This is a genomic window from Enterobacter cloacae complex sp. (assembly GCF_900322725.1).
GTDB lineage: Bacteria > Pseudomonadota > Gammaproteobacteria > Enterobacterales > Enterobacteriaceae > Enterobacter > Enterobacter quasihormaechei.
Map to the genome: position 1 here is coordinate 4,048,835 of NZ_LT991957.1, position 17,323 is coordinate 4,066,157.

Below are 17,323 nucleotides of genomic sequence, written 5' to 3' on the forward strand. Positions count from 1 at the left end.
TTTTGTGATTGATGTCATGCTTTTGACTTCTTAATTCTGTGCCGGGTAACGGCACGGTATCCGGAGTTTATTCATGAAAATCAATTTTCCCCTGCTGGCCCTGGCGATTGGCGCCTTTGGGATTGGCACCACTGAATTCTCCCCGATGGGGTTATTGCCTGTTATCGCCCGGGGCGTGGATGTCTCTATCCCTGCGGCCGGTATGTTGATTAGCGCCTACGCGATCGGCGTGATGGTGGGCGCGCCGCTGATGACGCTGCTGCTTTCGCACCGCGCGCGCCGCAATGCGCTGATTTTCCTGATGGCGATTTTCACCCTGGGCAACGTGCTTTCCGCGATTTCGCCGGATTACACCACCCTGATGCTTTCCCGTATTCTGACCAGCCTGAACCATGGCGCCTTCTTCGGGCTGGGCTCGGTTGTTGCCGCCAGCGTGGTGCCAAAACATAAGCAGGCCAGCGCGGTAGCCACCATGTTTATGGGGCTGACCATCGCCAATATCGGCGGTGTTCCCGCCGCCACCTGGCTGGGAGAAGCTATCGGCTGGCGTATGTCTTTCCTCGCAACCGCCGGACTGGGCGTGGTCGCGATGGTCGCGCTGTTCTTCTCACTGCCGAAAGGAAGTGCGGGAGAACGTCCGGAAGTACGTAAAGAGCTGGCGGTGCTGATGCGTCCCCAGGTGCTTTCCGCGCTGCTCACCACGGTACTGGGGGCGGGGGCGATGTTTACGCTCTACACCTATATCTCCCCGGTGCTGCACGACATTACCCATGCAACGCCACTCTTTGTTACCGCGATGCTGGTGCTGATTGGTGTCGGGTTCTCGATTGGCAACTATCTCGGCGGCAAATTTGCCGACCGCTCCGTGAGTGGGACGCTGAAAGGCTTCTTAACGCTGCTGATCGTCATCATGGTGGCGATCCCGTGGCTGGCGCGTAACGAAGTGGGCGCCGCGGTTGCCATGTTGGTGTGGGGCGCCGCAACCTTTGCCGTGGTGCCGCCGTTGCAGATGCGCGTGATGCGTGTTGCGCATGAGGCGCCGGGGCTCTCATCGTCCGTGAATATCGGTGCGTTTAACCTGGGCAATGCGCTGGGAGCCGCTGCGGGCGGGGCGGTGATTTCCGGTGGTTTAGGTTACAGCTTTGTGCCGGTGATGGGGGCGATCATTGCCGCACTCGGCCTGCTGCTGGTGCTGATGTCCGGGCGTAAACAGCCAGAAGCGGTGTGTACGGCGGAATAAACAAAAACGCAGAAGGGTTGCCCCTTCTGCGTGTCCCTTACGCGGCGAAGTTCTTCGCAACAAATTCCCAGTTAACCAGTGCCCAGAAGTGCTCCAGGTAGTTCGGGCGCGCATTACGATAATCAATGTAATAGGCGTGTTCCCATACGTCCACGGTCATCAGCGGCGTTGCGCTGGTGGTCAGCGGCGTACCCGCATTAGAGGTGGAAACGATAGCCAGTTTGCCATCGGCCTCTTTCACCAGCCAGGTCCAGCCGGAGCCAAAGTTTTTAACGGCGGCGTCAGTAAACTTCGCTTTGAAATCCGCGAAGCTGCCGAACGCGGTGTTAATCGCTGCGGCCAGGTCACCGGTAGGTTCCCCGCCTGCATTCGGTGCCAGGCAGTGCCAGTAGAAGGTGTGGTTCCACACCTGAGCAGCATTGTTGAAAACGCCGCCGTCTGAATTGCGCACGATCTCTTCCAGCGTTTTGCCTTCAAAATCGGTGCCTTTAATCAGGTTGTTCAGGTTGGTGACATAGGTCTGGTGATGTTTGCCGTAATGGTACTCCAGGGTTTCCGCGGAAATGTGCGGGGCCAGGGCGTCTTTTGCATACGGTAGTGCAGGTAATTCGAACGACATTGCTTCTCTCCTTATTGTTTTATACGTTGCCAATAACCCTACAGACAACAAGGACAGAATAGCAAATTGAAAGGGTATGCAAAAGAGGAACTTACCCTGCCGCAGGAGCGACAGGGCAGAGTTTAGCGGACGGTTTTTGGCGTCATCACGCGGCGCGCACCCACATAGTGGCGCACCCAGTAATCTTCGCTGAGGGAGGTGATCTGAATGTCCCGTCCGCTGCGCGGTGACTGGATAAACTTACCGTTACCCACGTACACCCCAACGTGATCGGCCGTGCCGCGTCCCTGAGTGCGGAAGAACACCAGGTCGCCATTTTGCAGCTCGCCACGGTTTACAGGCGCGGCGTCGCGCAGGTGGTACATTTCATTGGCGGTGCGAGGAATGCGGAACTTCACCAGATCTTTATAGGCATAATAGACCAGCCCGCTACAGTCAAAACCGGTGCGGGGAGAGGTGCCCCCCCAGCGATACGGTTTACCAATTTGCCCCATCAGCTTATTCATCGCCGTTTTTTGCGCTTTCTGCATACGCGCTTTATGCACGTCAGCCAGCTTCGTCACTTTAGCGCATTTTGTTTTATGCCCTTTGCGCACGGTGCATTTTTCACTCACAAGGCTGGCGGTTTTACGGGTGGTTTTGTGCGTGCCGGAACGGAGGGTTTTGGTTTTGCTGGAGGCGGTCTTTTTGGTCTGAGCGGTGGTTTTCTTTTTAACGGTTTTGCTGGTGGTTTTTTTCTTATGTTCTGTGGCTTTTGCCAGATGCGTTTTTTGTACAGCAGAATGCCGCGCCTGTTCGGAGGCGTTCGCCGCTGGCGTCAATGAGAGTGTGGTAAACAGTAAAGCACAGAGCGTCATCGAGATTTTAGTTATCCGCGCCACTGGGCAGTCCCCTGATAAGTGCAGGCCAATAAAGCATACCCGCGTGAGATTTACAAAACCTGTCGATTCTAATCCATAAAATCAGAATAAGTTAATAGCATTTTTCATTCAAAAATTGTGTTTCGTTAGCAAGTGCAAAAAAATTCACCATTCTGTTGCACGCGTGTTCGCTCCTTAAGCAAAACCGCACGGTGCGTGGCGTTAAGCGTCATTTGCAATGCAACTTTATGCGATAAGCGATAAAATAATGAGACGTGACAAAAATGTTATTTTCCGATGTCGGCCTGAACCGCTACAATGTCAGACTGATGCCGTAACAGAAGTTAAAGGAAGCAAGACATGAGCACCACTATTGAAAAAATTCAGCGCCAGATCGCTGAAAACCCGATTCTCCTGTACATGAAAGGTTCCCCGAAGCTGCCAAGCTGCGGCTTCTCCGCGCAAGCTGTTCAGGCGCTGTCTGCCTGTGGTGAGCGTTTTGCTTACGTTGATATCCTGCAAAACCCGGACATTCGCGCCGAGCTGCCAAAATACGCAAACTGGCCGACATTCCCACAGCTGTGGGTTGACGGTGAACTGGTTGGCGGATGCGACATACTGATTGAAATGTATCAGCGTGGCGAATTGCAGCAGCTGATCAAAGAGACTGCGGCGAAGTATAAAACCGAAGAGCCGGACGCAGAGTAAGTTTTCTGCGGATATAAAAAAGCGACCACATTATGCTGGTCGCTTTTTTTTTCGCGTGGCGCTGTCGCTTACCCGACTTATGACTGAATATCGGCCTCGTCGCCCATCGGCAGGGGCCAGCCGCCCAGTCGTTTCCAGCGGTTGACGATCTCGCAGAACAGCTCCGCCGTGCGCTCTGTATCGTACAGCGCGGAATGGGCCTGGGTGCCGTCAAACGCGATACCCGCTGTGATGCAGGCTTTGGACAGCACGGTTTGCCCCAGCGCCAGGCCGCTCAGCGCAGCGGTGTCGAAGGTCACAAACGGATGGAATGGATTGCGTTTCAGCGAGGCGCGCTCGGCGGCAGCCATAGTGAAGCTATGATCGAACGTCGCGTTGTGGGCCACCATGATGGCGCGGCTACAGTCATTTTCTTTCATGCCTTTACGCACCATTTTGAAAATGGCGTGCAGCGCCTCGTATTCGCTTACCGCCCCGCGCAGCGGGTTTGTCGGGTCGATTCCGTTAAAGGCCAGCGCCTCTGGCTGTAAGTTTGCCCCTTCAAAGGGTTCAACGTGGAAATGCAGCGTGGTGTCCGGTACAAGCCAGCCCTGTTCATCCATCTTCAGCGTGATGGCGGCAATCTCAAGCAGCGCATCGGTTTTAGCGTTAAATCCGGCTGTTTCTACATCAATGACAACGGGATAAAAACCACGAAAACGGTCGCACAGACCGGTAAATTGAGCGTTATCGGACATCAGGGTCTCTTACAAGGGGGAAAAAGCAGTGCGCATTATGGCAAATTTTGAGAGGGGATGCAGCAAAACAACGGGCGCATAGTGCGCCCTGTGGGATCAGTTGCCCAGACCGCGACCAGCGTCTTTGGCTTCGATCAGCTCGATTTTATAACCGTCCGGATCTTCAACAAACGCAATCACGGTGGTGCCGCCTTTAACCGGACCGGCTTCACGGGTGACGTTACCGCCGTTGCTGCGGATACGTTCGCAGGCTTCCGCCGCGTTATCCACTTCCAGCGCGATATGGCCGTAAGCCGTGCCCAGCTCATAGCTGTCCACGCCCCAGTTATAGGTCAGCTCGATGACCGCTTCATCTGACTCCGGGCCGTAACCCACAAAAGCCAGAGAGTATTTGTATTCCGGGTTTTCGCTGGTGCGCAGCAGCTTCATGCCCAGAACGTTAGTGTAGAAATCGACAGAACGTTGCAGGTCGCCAACGCGCAGCATGGTGTGAAGTAGGCGCATAATTTCCTCATTAACCAATGAAATGGATTATCTTTTTGAACAGAAACGATGTTTTAGTATAGCGGCGAAATGTCGCCGCTATCAACGTACAAAGCGGGATTAGAGTGAAGGGTAGTCGGTATAACCTTCCGCGCCGCCACCGTAGAAGCTTTCAGGGCGCTGCGGGTTCAGTTCGGCTTTCTTCTGCAAACGGGTCACCAGATCCGGGTTTGCAATGTAATCGCGGCCAAAGGCCACGGCGTCGATCAGGCCTTTCCCGATCAGGTCTTCGGCTTTTTCTGCCGTATAGGCACCCGCCCCGATAATCACGCCGTGGAAGCGCTCGCGCACTTTCTGGCGGAAGGCTTCGGTGTAAGGCTTACCGCCAGCCCAGTCCGGCTCGGACATGTGCAGATACGCGATACCGCGTTTCGCCAGCTCTTCAATCAGATACAGCGCGTCCGCTTCTTCGTTCGGACCGTTGTCGACGTTCTGGAAGGTACCGATCGGGGAGACACGAATACCAATACGGTCAGCGCTCCACTCGTTACAAACGGCGTCTACCACTTCAAGCACCAGACGCGCACGGTTTTCGACGCTGCCGCCGTACTGGTCTGTACGCTGGTTGGAGGATGGTGACAGGAACTGATGCAGCAGGTAACCGTGCGCAGAGTGCAGCTCGACCAGGTCAAAGCCTGCTTCACGGGCGTTGGCAACGGCCTGGCGGAAATCGTTCACGATACCCGGGATTTCGTCCAGCTCCAGCGCGCGCGGCGTGGTAGTGTCGACGCGGATCGCGTTACCGTTTTCGTCGCGCAGGGAAGTACGGGTATTCGCGTTCAGGGCAGAGGCAGAAACCGGCGCCTGACCGCCAGGCTGGATGCTGCTGTGCGAGATACGACCGGTGTGCCACAGCTGAACCGCGATACGGCCATCATCAGCGTGCACGCCTGCGGTGATTTTTTTCCATGCGGCGATCTGTTCCGGGCTGTGCAGACCCGGCGCACCGGCGTAGCCTTTGGCCTGGGCAGAAATCTGCGTGGCTTCGGAGATGATCAGGCCAGAGCTGGCGCGCTGACGGTAATATTCACCCATCAATGGCGTTGGGATGTCGCCCGGCTCGATGCTGCGCAGACGGGTGAGTGGGGCCATAAACACGCGGTTTGGGGCGGTAACGGCACCGACTTTCAGTGGGGTAAATAGCTTTTCAGCGGACATAACGGCTCCTGAGTAGACCAGTCGACTAGTAAAAGGGTAAATAAAAACGCCGGCTACGCGCCGGGCGCCGTAATACAACGTTTCACATGCGCCAGCGCGCTTTCGAGCGGCACGGCACTGCGAGAAATTTTTGCTTGCAGGTTGGCGCCTAGCCAGAGGGAATAGAGCACCTGTGCCTGCGTGAGCGGATCGCCGGAAAAGCCGAGCGTTTGTTCATCGCGGCCTTTATCCAGCGCCTGAGCCAGCAGAGCGATAACGCCGCTGGCCCCTTTATCCATGGCGGTGCGCATGTCTTCGGAAAGATCGCACACTTCGGCAGACAGTTTTACCGTCAGGCAACCGCTGATGATGCCCTGCTGACAGAACTGCGTCAGCGTTTCCTGATAGTAGTTCAGAATACGATCCCGGTAATTCCCTTCACCGCAGGCGAAGTGGGTTGCCAGGCGCTGATGATAGCTGGCGTAGTGCCGCTCCAGCATGGCCACGCCAAACGCCTCTTTGGATCGAAAATAGTGATAAAACGATCCCTTAGGCACTTCAGCGGTTTTTAACAACTCGCTCAGCCCCATACCGGTAAACCCGCGATGCATGCAAAGGCGCTCGCCGGTAGCCAGTAAATGTTCGCGCGTATCGTGTTCTGTGTGTCTGCTCATGCCTTCACTCTAATAGACCGTTCGGTCTAATGCAAGTCAGCCTGGCGTCGACATTGCGACATAATATCCAGCTGTGGTTGGTAAACCGTTGATTTCACGTCCATCATGCCCAGCACGGTGGCGAACAAATTATCCTGCGAAACCGCATCTTTTGCAGCATGGGCGCGCAGGCAGTCCGGGCTTACGCCAAAGTTTTTCACGTAATCCGGGGAGAGCCAGAACATGAACGGAATATGCGTTTGCTGTTCCGGGGCCAGCATATACGGCGTGCCGTGCAGATAAATACCGCTTTCGCCGAGGGACTCACCGTGATCGGAGAGGTAAATCAGCGCCGTATTCATACTGGCCTGCCGGGCTTTCAGCGCGTCGATGGTTCGGCTGAGGACGCTGTCGGTATACAGAATCGAATTGTCATAGGTATTGATCAGCGACTGATGATCGCAATCCTGGATTTCATTGGTATCGCACGTCGGCGTGAATTTCCGGAAGCTGTCCGGGTAACGGTTGTAATAGGCCGGGCCGTGGCTCCCCATCAGGTGAATAACAAGAACCGTGTCCTGCTTCAGACCATCCAGCACGTTATCCAGACGGTACAGGTTGACATCGTCCAGACAGGATTTGTCCTTACAGAACCGATCCAGTTTCCACTGCGTCATGTCCGTATGCGGCACGCGGTTACAGGCGCCTTTGCACCCGCCGTCATTGTCGCGCCACAGCAGGTTGAATCCGGCGTGGTTAAGCACGTCAAGCAGACCTTCCTGATGGTGGGCGAGGTCAGCGTCATATTTTTTCCGCGTCATGCCGGAGAACATGCAGGGGACGGAAACGGCGGTTTCCGTGCCGCAGGAGGTTGCCTGTGGGAAGTTGATGACATCCTGCTTTTTCAGCTCGGGGTTGGTTTCACGCGGGTAACCATTTAACGAGTAGTTTGCGGCGCGGGAGGCTTCGCCCACCACCAGAACCAGCACGGTTTTCTTGTGCTGGCCGGAAATCAGCGCGCCTTTATGGGCATCCTCGCCGATGCGGACCAGCGTCTGGTCGCCGGCAAACCAGCGCATTTCGCTGTACTTCACTATGGCGCTGACGTAATTCGCCGGCGTGACCATTTTCACGATGCTTTTATTATTGCGGAACAGCGAAGCGTAGTCTTTATAGAATACCGCCGCGACCAGGATAATCACCAGCAGCGCGCCGAGCATGGCGGCGAAACGCGTCAGCAGGGCATACCACCATTTTCCGCTTCGAATGCGCGTCAGGGCTAACACGATGGAAGGAACCAGACCCGTCACGACCAGCCACAGGAGCATCTGCGGCGTCACCAGGGCTGTCGCTTCCTGAGAGTTAGTCTCGAATACGTTCACCATCATGTTCTGATCGATAACCGCGCCATAGGTATACATAAAATACGTCGCGGCGGCGCATCCTATGGTCAGGACAATCATGAGCGGCTTGCGAATGTAGGGAATATTCAGCAGGCTAAAAACAATGACCCAGCCGCAGAACAGCACCAGCGGCACGCTGGCGGCAAAAAGCACGTCGTGCAGACGGGCAGGTGCGATAATCGACCAGCTACGCTGAATAAACAGCGCATTTAACACGGTGAAAAAAAGCGCACAGGCCAGGGTAAATTTTATATCGTTACAGCGTAACTTTTTAGCAAGCCACATGATGATTCAACCATTCGTTATATCAATGCGACGAGTATAAGAAGCGAAGATTAGCGAAACCTTAATGCCCGTTTGTGGGGAACACCCTTGCATGCAGGCCAATTAGGGTCTTCACTGTAGGGAATGATGGCGTTGTGGAGGTGGGTGTGGCAGAGCAACTGGAATTTTTCCCTGTCCAGAGCCCGTGCCGGGGTATTTGTCAGGTTGATGAAAAAGGGTACTGCCGCGGGTGCATGCGCACGCGCGATGAACGTTTTAACTGGCAAAACTTCAGCGACGCGCAAAAGCAGGAGGTCTTACGGCTCTGTCGACAGCGTCTGCTGCGTAAAATTCGCGCAAACAAAGCGGTAGAAACCGAAGAACCTCAGCAACCCTCACTGTTTTAGCAAGGTAATTGCGTATACTGGTGACATGACTTCCTTGAGGAAAATGTTATGGTTCAGCGTATTACCCTTGCCCCGCAGGGCCCGGAATTCTCCCGATTTGTAATGGGCTACTGGCGCCTGATGGACTGGAATATGTCTCCCGTCCAGCTGGCGAACTTTATTGAAGAGCATCTCGATCTCGGGATCACTACCGTCGATCACGCTGATATTTATGGCGGCTATCAGTGCGAGGCTGCCTTTGGCGAAGCGCTGAAGCGGGTGCCGGCGCTGCGTGAACGTATGGAGATTGTGACCAAATGCGGTATTGCCACCACGGCAAAACCGGAGCATGCCCTCGGACATTACATCACCGACAGCGCGCATATCGTTAAAAGCGCCGAGCAGTCGCTGGTCAACCTCGCCACCGATCGTATCGACCTGCTGCTGATCCACCGTCCCGATCCGTTGATGGATGCGGATGAGGTTGCGGAAGCGTTCCTGACGCTGCACCAGAGCGGTAAAGTGCGTCATTTCGGCGTGTCTAACTTCACACCGGCACAGTTTACGCTGTTGCAGTCTCGTCTGCCGTTTACGCTGGCGACGAACCAGGTGGAGATCTCGCCTGTTCACCAGCCGCTGCTGCTGGACGGAACGCTCGATCAGCTGCAACAGTTACGCATTCGTCCGATGGCCTGGTCTTGTCTCGGCGGCGGTCGCCTGTTTAACGATGAGGCCTTCCAGCCGCTGCGTAACGAGCTTGAAACCGTGGCCCGCGAACTGAATGCGGAAAGCATCGAGCAGGTGGTTTACGCCTGGATCCTGCGCCTGCCGTCTAAACCGCTGCCCATTATCGGCTCCGGCAAAATTGAGCGCGTACGCGCGGCGCTGGTGGCTGAAGAGCTGGATATGTCGCGTCAGCAGTGGTTCCGCATCCGCAAGGCGGCTCTGGGCTACGACGTACCCTGAGCACGCGGAGTCTGACTTTCCGGTGAAATCTGCGCCTCTGGTATAGACTTAAGGTGCAAAAAATAACCCGTGGAGGTCATATGAAGCGTTTTGCTCTGGCAGTGGTCACGCTGGTTGTTTGCGCAGGAGCGCAGGCAGCCAGCGAAGAAGTTGAAATGAATCTCGTCACTTCTCAGGGAGTAGGCCAGTCCATCGGGACGGTGAAAATCACCGAAACCGATAAAGGGCTGGAATTTGCACCCGATCTCAAGGCTCTTCCACCCGGTGAGCACGGTTATCACGTCCATGCCAAAGGCAGCTGTCAACCCGCAATGAAAGAGGGCAAACCAACTGCGGCGGAAGCCGCAGGGGGACATCTGGATCCGCATAACTCCGGCAAGCATGAAGGTCCTGAAGGCATGGGGCACCTCGGCGATCTGCCGGTGCTGGTGGTTAATAACGACGGTAAAGCTACCGATCCCGTTGTTGCGCCACGGCTGAAAAAGATTGATGAGGTCAAAGGCAAAGCGCTGATGATCCACGTGGGCGGCGATAACATGTCCGATCAGCCTAAACCGCTGGGCGGCGGCGGGGCGCGCTATGCCTGCGGCGTGATCTGATCGCCAATCGTTCCGGGTGGCGGCGCCTGTTCAAGCTGTGACAGGGAGCAGTGCAGCCGCCAGATAATGGACGCCAGGTCGCGGGCCGCTGGCAGGTGATGGCGCGCCAGCACGTCGCAAATACGCTGAAGTTCGACCAGCGTGACGCTAAGGGGGCGTTGCTGAACCCCGCGCTCGCTCATCACATCGCGGAGCATGGAAATACAATTATCACGAACCTGCGCCAGCGGGTCGGAACGCGTCTCCCAGGCGCGTAACTGCCATACCACGTGCGAACAATTCAGCAGCACCACGCCCCAGCGCAGTAGCCAGCGTCGGGAGAGGGAATCCTTGCTGTTGTTCAGCTGGCTGACGTGATGGTAAACCAGCGATTCATACTCGCTTTCGCGCAGGTGCGGCCTGCGGCTCAGCTGATCCACGAAACCTCTGCGTAACTCCCGGATATGCCTGCGGCTTTTACGCGCGTCAGAGCCCGGGCGCAACACGGCGAAGGCCAGCCACGCCAGCCCCACGCCGAGGATCTTCGCCAGGTTGTCATTGAGAAACTCGGCGTAATCGTACACCGGCGGATTTGTCACCGAAATAAAGGAGCCCATAAAGACAATCAGCTGTCCCCACAGGCCGGCCAGTTTAGGCATTTGCAGCTTAAGCAGCTGCATGGTGGTTAACAGCGGAAACAGGAACAGCAGGAACTGCCACAGGTCGCTTATCTGCACCATCAAACCGAACTTAACTACAAAGCTGAACAGCGAGAGCAGCACCAGGGTGCGCATCAGGAGCGTCAGGGAGTTGAACGGGGAGGCCGCCACGGAATAGAGCACGCAGCTGATGGCGGCGAGGGTGAGCGCCGCGCTGCCCGCTTCCCACTGGGTGGTAATGGCCCATGCGCCAACCAGCATCAGCGCGCAAAAGGTGCGAAATCCGCTCCACAGCGCTTCCATCGCGTCCGTATGGCGTGCCAGAGCAGGGCTACCGGGAACGGAAAATTCGGTGACGGGGGTAGCATTTTCGACGGCTTTTAACCAGCGGCTGCTGCGCAAATACAGGCGGCAAAAATAGTTCAGACGCTGCCAGAAGGCGCGGTGCCGATAGTCATATTCATCCGTTGGGGCGAGCGGGGCGATAATGCGGGCCACGGTATAGATATCGGCATCCGGACGCGCAAGGGTGGCCAGCAGCGACTCGATAACCTCCCGGGTATGCGCGGGCGGTGCAGGCCAGTTCAGCAACATCCGGCGCAGGCTTGAGATCGCACTCGTCATCCGCAATTGCTGATGCAGCAAATAGTTAAGCAGCGTGTTCTGACGGCGAAAACGGTAGTGGCTCCAGAAAGCCTGGATGCGCAGCAGGTTCATGGTCAGGATCTGGCCGATAACTTTTTCATGCGCGATACGGATATCATCGTTAGTATCAGGCTGCCAGAGCAGGCTGGCATGTTCCAGCAAACGCGCGTGCATCGTTTTAAGGGCGGTGATGAGCGCGGTGCCATCTGAGGTGCTGGGCAGGATCATCATCATGACGCCCCCGCACAGAATGCCGACCATCACTTCACACACGCGTGCCTGGGCGATATCCCACAGCTCGGTGGTATCCAGCACGTTAACGACCGGAAAGGCGATAATGGCCGCGGTGTAACCTGCCAGCTGAAAGGCGTAGGCAACGTTATTGGTAAAATGGGCGCAGGCCCAGGTGCACAGCCCCAGCCATGCCGACATGCTTAACAGAAAGAGCCAGGGATCGTTCAGGGTATGGCCGGCAAGGAGCAACGCGGCGGTCGCTCCCAGCAGGCTACCCGCCACGCGCCCGAGGCTTTTACTGATAACGCCACCGACGGTCGGGAAGCTGACGACCGCCGCAGAGGTCATCGCCCAGTAGGGCTCATCCAGATTCAGGTAATAGGCAACCGTAAGCGCAAGGCACATGGCGATGCCGTTGCGCAGCGCGTAACGCCACTGCGGGCGCGTCGCTTTTATCCAGGGCGTATTGCGCCAGGAGAAAGCCCCCAGGTTCATCACCGCGACCCGATGGAGACGGTGCAGGTTGTACCTGAGACCAGGGTAATGTCTTTCGGCAGTTGATCAAACTCGACGCGAACAGGGACTCGCTGAGCCAGACGCACCCACGGCACGTTGGGTTTGATATCGGGCACCAGGCCAGAGTCGGTTTCGACGCTCTGATCGTAAATCGCCCGGCCTATGCTGCCAACGTGACCCTGTAACGTCTCTGCACCGCTGTAGAGCGTGATTCGGGCAGGTGCGCCCTCGCGGATATGACGCAGCTTGGTCTCTTCAAAATAACCCACAACATAGAAAGATTGGCTATCGACGAGGGCAAAGACCGGCTGCCCTGTGGTGGCATAATCACCTACGCGGGTTGACAGGCTCGTTACCCATCCATCCACCGGGGCTTTAACCACCGTCTGGGTCAGCTGCCACTCGGCCTGTTTCAGCGTTGCCTCTGCAACCTTCAGGCTGGCCTGCATGGTTTTAACATTGATATTGGCGGTGTCGAGATCTTCCGCAGAAATGTAGTTTCTCGACAGGTGTCGGCGACGGTCGGCTTCGTTATTGGCTTTTGCCAGATCGGACTGAGCCTTAGCGAGCTGCGCCTGGGCATTAAGAACCGCAATGTGGAAAGGGGTCTCATCGATGCGGAATAACACATCGCCTGCGTGAACGAACTGATTATCCTTCACCAGTAGCGCGCTGATACTGCCGGATACCTGGGGCGTGATGCTGACCTGTTCTGCACGAACCTTACCATCGCGCGTCCAGGGCGACTGCATGTAATAATTCCAGAGCCACCAGCCGGCCAGCAGCGCCAGGGCTAAAACGAAAAGAGTGGAAAAGTATTTTAACGTTTTCAATGACATTCTCACCACACGGTTAACACGGCAAGGCCAAGACAGACGGAGAGGGTAAACAGGGAGAGATCCATTAACATCGGGTGCCAGATTTCACCGGAATACATCCAGTCGCGCAGCAGGCGATGCGCAATGAGCCAGATCACAAAACCAACCATCACGGCTTTAAACAGTGGCGGAAAGTAGACCGATGCGCCAACAATCAGATCCTGAAGGGGCAACCCTGCGGAGGGGGAAAAGAACGTCACAAGCAGCGATCCTTTGCAGTGGGGTACGGGCCACAAGGGCATGTTTCAATGCGATGGTGCATTACAGTTCAGTGTAAATCATCGTTTCAGGAATGATGAATACCGTGATTGCATTTGTTTTGGCAATACAAATACTGCAAACTATTCTAAAATCACTATAATCACTTAGCAAGCTAATTATAAGGAGATGAAATTGGAATCGCCATTAGGTTCTGATCTGGCAAGGTTGGTACGCATCTGGCGTGCTCTGATTGACCATCGCCTGAAACCTCTGGAACTCACGCAGACGCACTGGGTAACGCTGCATAATATTCATCAGCTCCCGCCCGACCAGTCACAGATCCAACTGGCAAAAGCGATTGGCATTGAGCAGCCGTCGCTGGTGCGTACCCTTGACCAGCTGGAAGAGAAGGGACTCATCTCCCGACAAACCTGCGCCAGCGACCGTCGCGCCAAGCGGATCAAATTGACGGAAAAAGCGGCCCCGATTATTACTGAGATGGAAACCGTCATCAGTAAGACGCGAGGGGAGATCCTGTCCGGTATTTCCCCCGCAGAGCTGGAGATGCTGATCGGACTCATCGCCCGTCTTGAGCAGAATATCCACGATCTGCAATCCCGCGACTGACCGAAAGAAAAGGCCTTGTGAATCCAGGGCCTTTCTTATTATCTGAACACCACCACCCGGTTGCGCCCCGTCTCTTTTGCCTCGTACATGGCTTTATCCGCGCTCTCCACGCAGGTTTCCGCACTGGTTTCTGGCGACGTTGCGGTGAATACGCCCATGCTGATGGTAATGGGCTCCGGCAGATGACCACCGCTGCTGGCTTTATCAAACCCGCTCAGCTTGAGGCGGATGCGCTCGGCCACCTGCCGCGCGGCGTCTGAAGGGGTATTGGTCAGCATCAGCACAAACTCTTCACCGCCGATTCGGGCCGCGATATCCTGGGGGCGCACGGAATCCGTCAGCAGATTAGAGACAAACTGTAAAACCTTATCCCCCTGCAAATGCCCGTAACAGTCGTTGATGCGCTTGAAACGGTCAAGGTCGCTTACCACCACCGATACCGGATGTGCCTCCGTTGCCGAGCTGAGGGCGTAATTTAACGAATCATAAAAATAGCTGCGATTATAAAGACGGGTAAGCGGGTCGCGGATTGAATTTTGATAAGACTGCTGATATTTGACGTGCGAATCACGATACAAATTAAAGACGTCGGAAAGTAAAATGAAAATAATCATTAACGTCGCGACGGTTTCGAATAACCGTGCGCGATACCATGAAACATCTTCCGCGTGTCCGCCTAACAACAGCATTAACAGCGTGACGACATAACAGACGCATAAAAAATTGCCGCCGATCCAGAACAAATTTCTTATCCGGGTTACGGCCATCAGGGTGATTAAGGTGATAACCCAAAGAATGACCAAAATGATATTGATGGTCTGGCTCCAGAGAACCATAAACTTCCGGGTTTCATTATCCACAAGATCCAGGGTTAGCATCGTGGAATAGCTGGAATAGAACCACGCCAGCCCGAGCATGCAGCCCGTAAAGAGCGTCGACCCGGCGACAATGCCGATGTGGGCGCTTCGTGAAAGGGGGGAAGCGCGAAGCGTATACAGCAATACTGAGGCCATCATCAGTACCGCCATTAAGAGGTGGCGGAACATATAAAAGATCATCGCGTCATTATAGTTCGCCTCGTTGAACTGATAGAGATCCAGCCAGGCCGGAAAGCTGGACAGTGTACCCACCATCAGCAGTGCAGAACCGGCAAAGGCCAACGCAATCGGAACGAGATATAACCGTTTTTTATCGCACCAGTATTTCATTGCCATAAAACAGGCGATAAACAGATGGAATACCAGGAGAAATATCGTGAGCGTAGGGAAAAATAGCGGAGAGAATGAAGGAACCCATTCAACAAGCTTTATAAAAAAACCTTGTAATAGGGCAATGATAACAATGCACCCAAGTGCGAAGGCCACAAAGCGGTTCTTTACAAATCGACAGATCGCAAGCATAGAGTTTTAAAAAAAGTAAAAAGAGGAAAAAAGAGAATCAGACGAGTCTAAAGGAAAGAAATAAAAGATACTTTGCGCAGGAACAATTTCAGATGAAATTAATTATTCACCATGTGAATGTGTTTTTATAAATATATTTTTTAAAATGATATTTTTTGTAAAGGGATGCGGCCCGAAGAGACCGCATCCAGCGGGATATTAACGCGGGGAGACGGTGACCTGGCTGCCGTTGCTTGCCAGAACAACGCGCTGGCCAGCAGAGAAGCGGGTGTTACCCTGTTTCTGCACAACCATAATGGTGCTGCCATCGTCTTTACGGATTTCCAGCTCAACGCCCTGGGTTTTGTTCATCGCACCCTGAACGCCCTGACCCGCTACGCCGCCGGCCACTGCGCCCGCCGCGGTAGCCAGAGAACGACCGGTGCCGCCGCCAATGGTGTTACCCAGGAAACCACCCAGTACAGCACCACCAATAGCGCCCACAACGTTCGTGTCATCGCCACCCTGAATCTGAACAGGACGGGCATTAACGATAGTACCGTATGTCACGTTCTGTACCTGTTTAGCTTCAGAAGCACTATATACGTCGCCGGAGAGTGAATTGTCGTTCACACAACCCGCCAGTGTTAAACCAATCAGCGAAACGCCCATTACACGTAAAATCATTTGACTCTCCTGTTCACCAAAAAACGCCCGGACGGGGCATCCGTTATGGCTAAATTATATGGCATTCCTGACCACACTTCCTATCTTTGCATGCCGAATAAATAAATTTTACTGGAACGTGGCTTAACGGAACATAAACAAAAGCCGCCTGCGTTACAGGCCTGAGATTGTTAAAAATTATTATCGCCGCATAGCAAAGCAGCGTTATTTATGGTGGAGTGGTTGCACTTAGCCCACGTAACGTAAGGAAAGCGCATGAAATCGGGTCGCTATATCGGTGTGATGTCTGGTACCAGTCTCGACGGTGTGGATGTCGTTCTGGCTGCCATTGATGAAAACATGGTGGCGCAGCAGGCAAGCCTGAGCTGGCCTATTCCGGTCTCGTTAAAAGAAGAGATTCTGAATATCTGCCAGGGGCAACAGCTGACGCTTTCCCAGCTGGGCCAGCTGGATGTGCGTCTGGGGGCACTGTTTGCTGATGCGGTCCTGGCCCTGATGCAGCAAGAAAGACTTCACCCGCAGGATATCGTGGCGATAGGCTGCCATGGGCAGACCGTCTGGCATGAACCAGTCGGCGAGGCGCGGCACACGATGCAAATTGGCGATAACAACCAGATTGTGGCAAAAACCGGCGTGACGGTCGTGGGCGATTTCCGTCGTCGGGACATGGCCCTTGGCGGGCAGGGCGCGCCGCTGGTGCCGGCCTTTCACCAGGCGCTGCTGGCGCACCCGGTGGAGCACAGAATGGTCCTGAACATTGGCGGGATCGCCAACCTGTCGATGCTCATTCCCGGACAGCCCGTACGTGGATACGATACCGGACCCGGCAATATGCTGATGGATGCCTGGATCTGGCGTCAGAGCGGTAAACCCTACGACAAAGACGCGCAGTGGGCCAGCCAGGGTAAAGTGATCCTTCCCTTGCTGCAAACCCTGTTAAGCGATCCTTTCTTTGCCCTGCCAGCGCCGAAAAGCACGGGGCGAGAGTATTTCAACTACGGCTGGCTTGAACGTCAGCTGGCGCGCTTCCCCGGCCTGGCGCCTCAGGATGTGCAGGCCACGCTGACCGAGCTTACCGCCGTGTCGATTTCTGAACAGGTGTTGCTCAGCGGCGGGTGCGAGCGTCTGCTGGTATGCGGGGGCGGCAGCCGTAACCCGCTCCTGATGGCGCGCCTCGCCGCCCTGCTGCCGGGCACTGAAGTCACCACCACTGATGAAGCCGGGATCAGCGGAGACGATATGGAAGCCCTGGCCTTCGCCTGGCTTGCCTGGCGCACGGTTGCCGGTCTGCCGGGGAATTTACCGTCCGTCACCGGTGCGCGGGAGGCGAGCGTCCTCGGGGCCATTTTCCCCGCAAACCCGCGCCATAATCAGAGTTAACTGAAATTCAGCGCCAGACGTAA

At 55.3% G+C, this 17,323-nt stretch carries 19 protein-coding genes; 7 read left to right on the forward strand and 12 right to left on the reverse strand.

All coding sequences use genetic code 11. From position 1 onward, the window contains the following. Nucleotides 1-73: 73 nt before the first annotated feature. Nucleotides 74-1,240, forward strand: coding sequence for an MFS transporter (locus DBR02_RS19965; protein WP_107535210.1), 1,167 nt, complete (start codon nt 74-76; stop codon nt 1,238-1,240). 37 nt (nt 1,241-1,277) lie between these two features. On the opposite strand, the gene sodB is transcribed toward DBR02_RS19965, so the two are convergent. Together sodB and DBR02_RS19975 are read right to left on the reverse strand one after the other, a co-directional pair. Next, nucleotides 1,278-1,859, reverse strand: a complete 582-nt coding sequence (sodB, locus tag DBR02_RS19970) for a superoxide dismutase [Fe] (protein WP_107535211.1) — start codon at nt 1,857-1,859, stop codon at nt 1,278-1,280. A 122-nt stretch (nt 1,860-1,981) separates the two neighbouring features. Further along, complete coding sequence (locus DBR02_RS19975; protein ID WP_107535212.1) at nt 1,982-2,740, reverse strand: C40 family peptidase; 759 nt, start codon at nt 2,738-2,740, stop codon at nt 1,982-1,984. Nucleotides 2,741-3,079: 339 nt separating this feature from the next. Here DBR02_RS19975 and grxD point away from each other — a divergent pair, with 339 nt between their 5' ends. Further along, entirely contained in the window at nt 3,080-3,427 is a 348-nt protein-coding gene (gene grxD, locus DBR02_RS19980) for a monothiol glutaredoxin 4 (protein WP_003832760.1), read from the forward strand. A 77-nt stretch (nt 3,428-3,504) separates the two neighbouring features. Here the strand turns inward: grxD and rnt are convergent, their stop codons facing one another. The 5 genes from rnt to eptA all read right to left on the reverse strand — a co-directional run bounded on the left by rnt (nt 3,505) and on the right by eptA (nt 8,185). Beyond that, nucleotides 3,505-4,164 carry a ribonuclease T gene (gene rnt / locus DBR02_RS19985; protein ID WP_063448929.1) on the reverse strand — a complete coding sequence of 220 codons (660 nt, stop codon included), beginning with the start codon at nt 4,162-4,164 and terminating at the stop codon, nt 3,505-3,507. Nucleotides 4,165-4,260: 96 nt separating this feature from the next. Continuing rightward, a complete protein-coding gene (gene gloA / locus DBR02_RS19990; protein ID WP_063448928.1) occupies nt 4,261-4,668 on the reverse strand; it encodes a lactoylglutathione lyase in 408 nt (135 codons plus the stop codon). Nucleotides 4,669-4,767: 99 nt separating this feature from the next. Beyond that, on the reverse strand, nt 4,768-5,865 hold the full coding sequence (locus DBR02_RS19995; protein WP_107535213.1) for an alkene reductase: 1,098 nt from the start codon (nt 5,863-5,865) through the stop codon (nt 4,768-4,770). A gap of 53 nt (nt 5,866-5,918) precedes the next feature. Further along, nucleotides 5,919-6,518 (reverse strand): TetR/AcrR family transcriptional regulator, encoded by a 600-nt coding sequence (locus DBR02_RS20000; protein ID WP_063866998.1) that lies wholly within the window; start codon nt 6,516-6,518, stop codon nt 5,919-5,921. A 26-nt stretch (nt 6,519-6,544) separates the two neighbouring features. Next, on the reverse strand, nt 6,545-8,185 hold the full coding sequence (gene eptA, locus DBR02_RS20005) for a phosphoethanolamine transferase EptA (RefSeq protein WP_107535214.1): 1,641 nt from the start codon (nt 8,183-8,185) through the stop codon (nt 6,545-6,547). A gap of 146 nt (nt 8,186-8,331) precedes the next feature. Here eptA and DBR02_RS20010 point away from each other — a divergent pair, with 146 nt between their 5' ends. The 3 genes from DBR02_RS20010 (at nt 8,332) to sodC (ending at nt 10,115) form a co-directional block, all read left to right on the forward strand. Beyond that, entirely contained in the window at nt 8,332-8,571 is a 240-nt protein-coding gene (locus DBR02_RS20010; protein ID WP_063866994.1) for a DUF1289 domain-containing protein, read from the forward strand. A gap of 48 nt (nt 8,572-8,619) precedes the next feature. Continuing rightward, nucleotides 8,620-9,516 (forward strand): aldo/keto reductase, encoded by an 897-nt coding sequence (locus DBR02_RS20015; RefSeq protein WP_107535215.1) that lies wholly within the window; start codon nt 8,620-8,622, stop codon nt 9,514-9,516. Nucleotides 9,517-9,596: 80 nt separating this feature from the next. Continuing rightward, the gene (gene sodC, locus DBR02_RS20020; RefSeq protein ID WP_107535216.1) at nt 9,597-10,115 is read left to right on the forward strand and encodes a superoxide dismutase [Cu-Zn] SodC; all 519 of its coding nucleotides are present in this window, start codon (nt 9,597-9,599) and stop codon (nt 10,113-10,115) included. Here sodC and DBR02_RS20025 read toward each other — a convergent pair. Genes DBR02_RS20025 through DBR02_RS20035 form a run of 3 tightly spaced genes read right to left on the reverse strand, consistent with a single transcriptional unit; the run spans nt 10,094 to nt 13,226 of the window. After that, nucleotides 10,094-12,127, reverse strand: a complete 2,034-nt coding sequence (locus DBR02_RS20025; protein WP_107535217.1) for an FUSC family protein — start codon at nt 12,125-12,127, stop codon at nt 10,094-10,096. The two genes, sodC and DBR02_RS20025, sit on opposite strands and share 22 nt — an antisense overlap. Beyond that, nucleotides 12,127-12,987, reverse strand: coding sequence for an efflux RND transporter periplasmic adaptor subunit (locus tag DBR02_RS20030; protein ID WP_107535218.1), 861 nt, complete (start codon nt 12,985-12,987; stop codon nt 12,127-12,129). Before DBR02_RS20030 ends, DBR02_RS20025 begins: the two co-directional genes overlap by 1 nt. Before the next feature lie 2 nt (nt 12,988-12,989). After that, nucleotides 12,990-13,226 (reverse strand): DUF1656 domain-containing protein, encoded by a 237-nt coding sequence (locus DBR02_RS20035; RefSeq protein ID WP_063866984.1) that lies wholly within the window; start codon nt 13,224-13,226, stop codon nt 12,990-12,992. A gap of 187 nt (nt 13,227-13,413) precedes the next feature. On the opposite strand from DBR02_RS20035, the gene slyA reads away from it, so the two are divergent. Then, complete coding sequence (gene slyA, locus DBR02_RS20040) at nt 13,414-13,854, forward strand: transcriptional regulator SlyA (protein WP_063448919.1); 441 nt, start codon at nt 13,414-13,416, stop codon at nt 13,852-13,854. Nucleotides 13,855-13,892: 38 nt separating this feature from the next. Here the strand turns inward: slyA and DBR02_RS20045 are convergent, their stop codons facing one another. Next, nucleotides 13,893-15,254: a GGDEF domain-containing protein gene (locus tag DBR02_RS20045; protein ID WP_107535219.1), complete on the reverse strand. Its 1,362-nt coding sequence runs from the start codon at nt 15,252-15,254 to the stop codon at nt 13,893-13,895. Nucleotides 15,255-15,452: 198 nt separating this feature from the next. Continuing rightward, nucleotides 15,453-15,920 carry an outer membrane lipoprotein SlyB gene (gene slyB / locus DBR02_RS20050; protein WP_063448917.1) on the reverse strand — a complete coding sequence of 156 codons (468 nt, stop codon included), beginning with the start codon at nt 15,918-15,920 and terminating at the stop codon, nt 15,453-15,455. Nucleotides 15,921-16,175: 255 nt separating this feature from the next. Here slyB and anmK point away from each other — a divergent pair, with 255 nt between their 5' ends. Beyond that, on the forward strand, nt 16,176-17,300 hold the full coding sequence (anmK, locus tag DBR02_RS20055; RefSeq protein WP_107535220.1) for an anhydro-N-acetylmuramic acid kinase: 1,125 nt from the start codon (nt 16,176-16,178) through the stop codon (nt 17,298-17,300). Nucleotides 17,301-17,323 lie beyond the last annotated feature (23 nt).

What these genes read in the sequence shown, in the direction of transcription:
- DBR02_RS19965 (WP_107535210.1), top strand. Translation starts at nt 74, where the DNA reads ATGAAAATCAATTTTCCCCTGCTGGCCCTGGCGATTGGCGCCTTTGGG.
- sodB (WP_107535211.1), bottom strand. Translation starts at nt 1,859, where the DNA reads ATGTCGTTCGAATTACCTGCACTACCGTATGCAAAAGACGCCCTGGCC.
- grxD (WP_003832760.1), top strand. Translation starts at nt 3,080, where the DNA reads ATGAGCACCACTATTGAAAAAATTCAGCGCCAGATCGCTGAAAACCCG.
- rnt (WP_063448929.1), bottom strand. Translation starts at nt 4,164, where the DNA reads ATGTCCGATAACGCTCAATTTACCGGTCTGTGCGACCGTTTTCGTGGT.
- gloA (WP_063448928.1), bottom strand. Translation starts at nt 4,668, where the DNA reads ATGCGCCTACTTCACACCATGCTGCGCGTTGGCGACCTGCAACGTTCT.
- DBR02_RS19995 (WP_107535213.1), bottom strand. Translation starts at nt 5,865, where the DNA reads ATGTCCGCTGAAAAGCTATTTACCCCACTGAAAGTCGGTGCCGTTACC.
- DBR02_RS20000 (WP_063866998.1), bottom strand. Translation starts at nt 6,518, where the DNA reads ATGAGCAGACACACAGAACACGATACGCGCGAACATTTACTGGCTACC.
- eptA (WP_107535214.1), bottom strand. Translation starts at nt 8,185, where the DNA reads ATGTGGCTTGCTAAAAAGTTACGCTGTAACGATATAAAATTTACCCTG.
- DBR02_RS20015 (WP_107535215.1), top strand. Translation starts at nt 8,620, where the DNA reads ATGGTTCAGCGTATTACCCTTGCCCCGCAGGGCCCGGAATTCTCCCGA.
- sodC (WP_107535216.1), top strand. Translation starts at nt 9,597, where the DNA reads ATGAAGCGTTTTGCTCTGGCAGTGGTCACGCTGGTTGTTTGCGCAGGA.
- DBR02_RS20025 (WP_107535217.1), bottom strand. Translation starts at nt 12,127, where the DNA reads ATGAACCTGGGGGCTTTCTCCTGGCGCAATACGCCCTGGATAAAAGCG.
- DBR02_RS20030 (WP_107535218.1), bottom strand. Translation starts at nt 12,987, where the DNA reads ATGTCATTGAAAACGTTAAAATACTTTTCCACTCTTTTCGTTTTAGCC.
- slyA (WP_063448919.1), top strand. Translation starts at nt 13,414, where the DNA reads ATGAAATTGGAATCGCCATTAGGTTCTGATCTGGCAAGGTTGGTACGC.
- DBR02_RS20045 (WP_107535219.1), bottom strand. Translation starts at nt 15,254, where the DNA reads ATGCTTGCGATCTGTCGATTTGTAAAGAACCGCTTTGTGGCCTTCGCA.
- slyB (WP_063448917.1), bottom strand. Translation starts at nt 15,920, where the DNA reads ATGATTTTACGTGTAATGGGCGTTTCGCTGATTGGTTTAACACTGGCG.
- anmK (WP_107535220.1), top strand. Translation starts at nt 16,176, where the DNA reads ATGAAATCGGGTCGCTATATCGGTGTGATGTCTGGTACCAGTCTCGAC.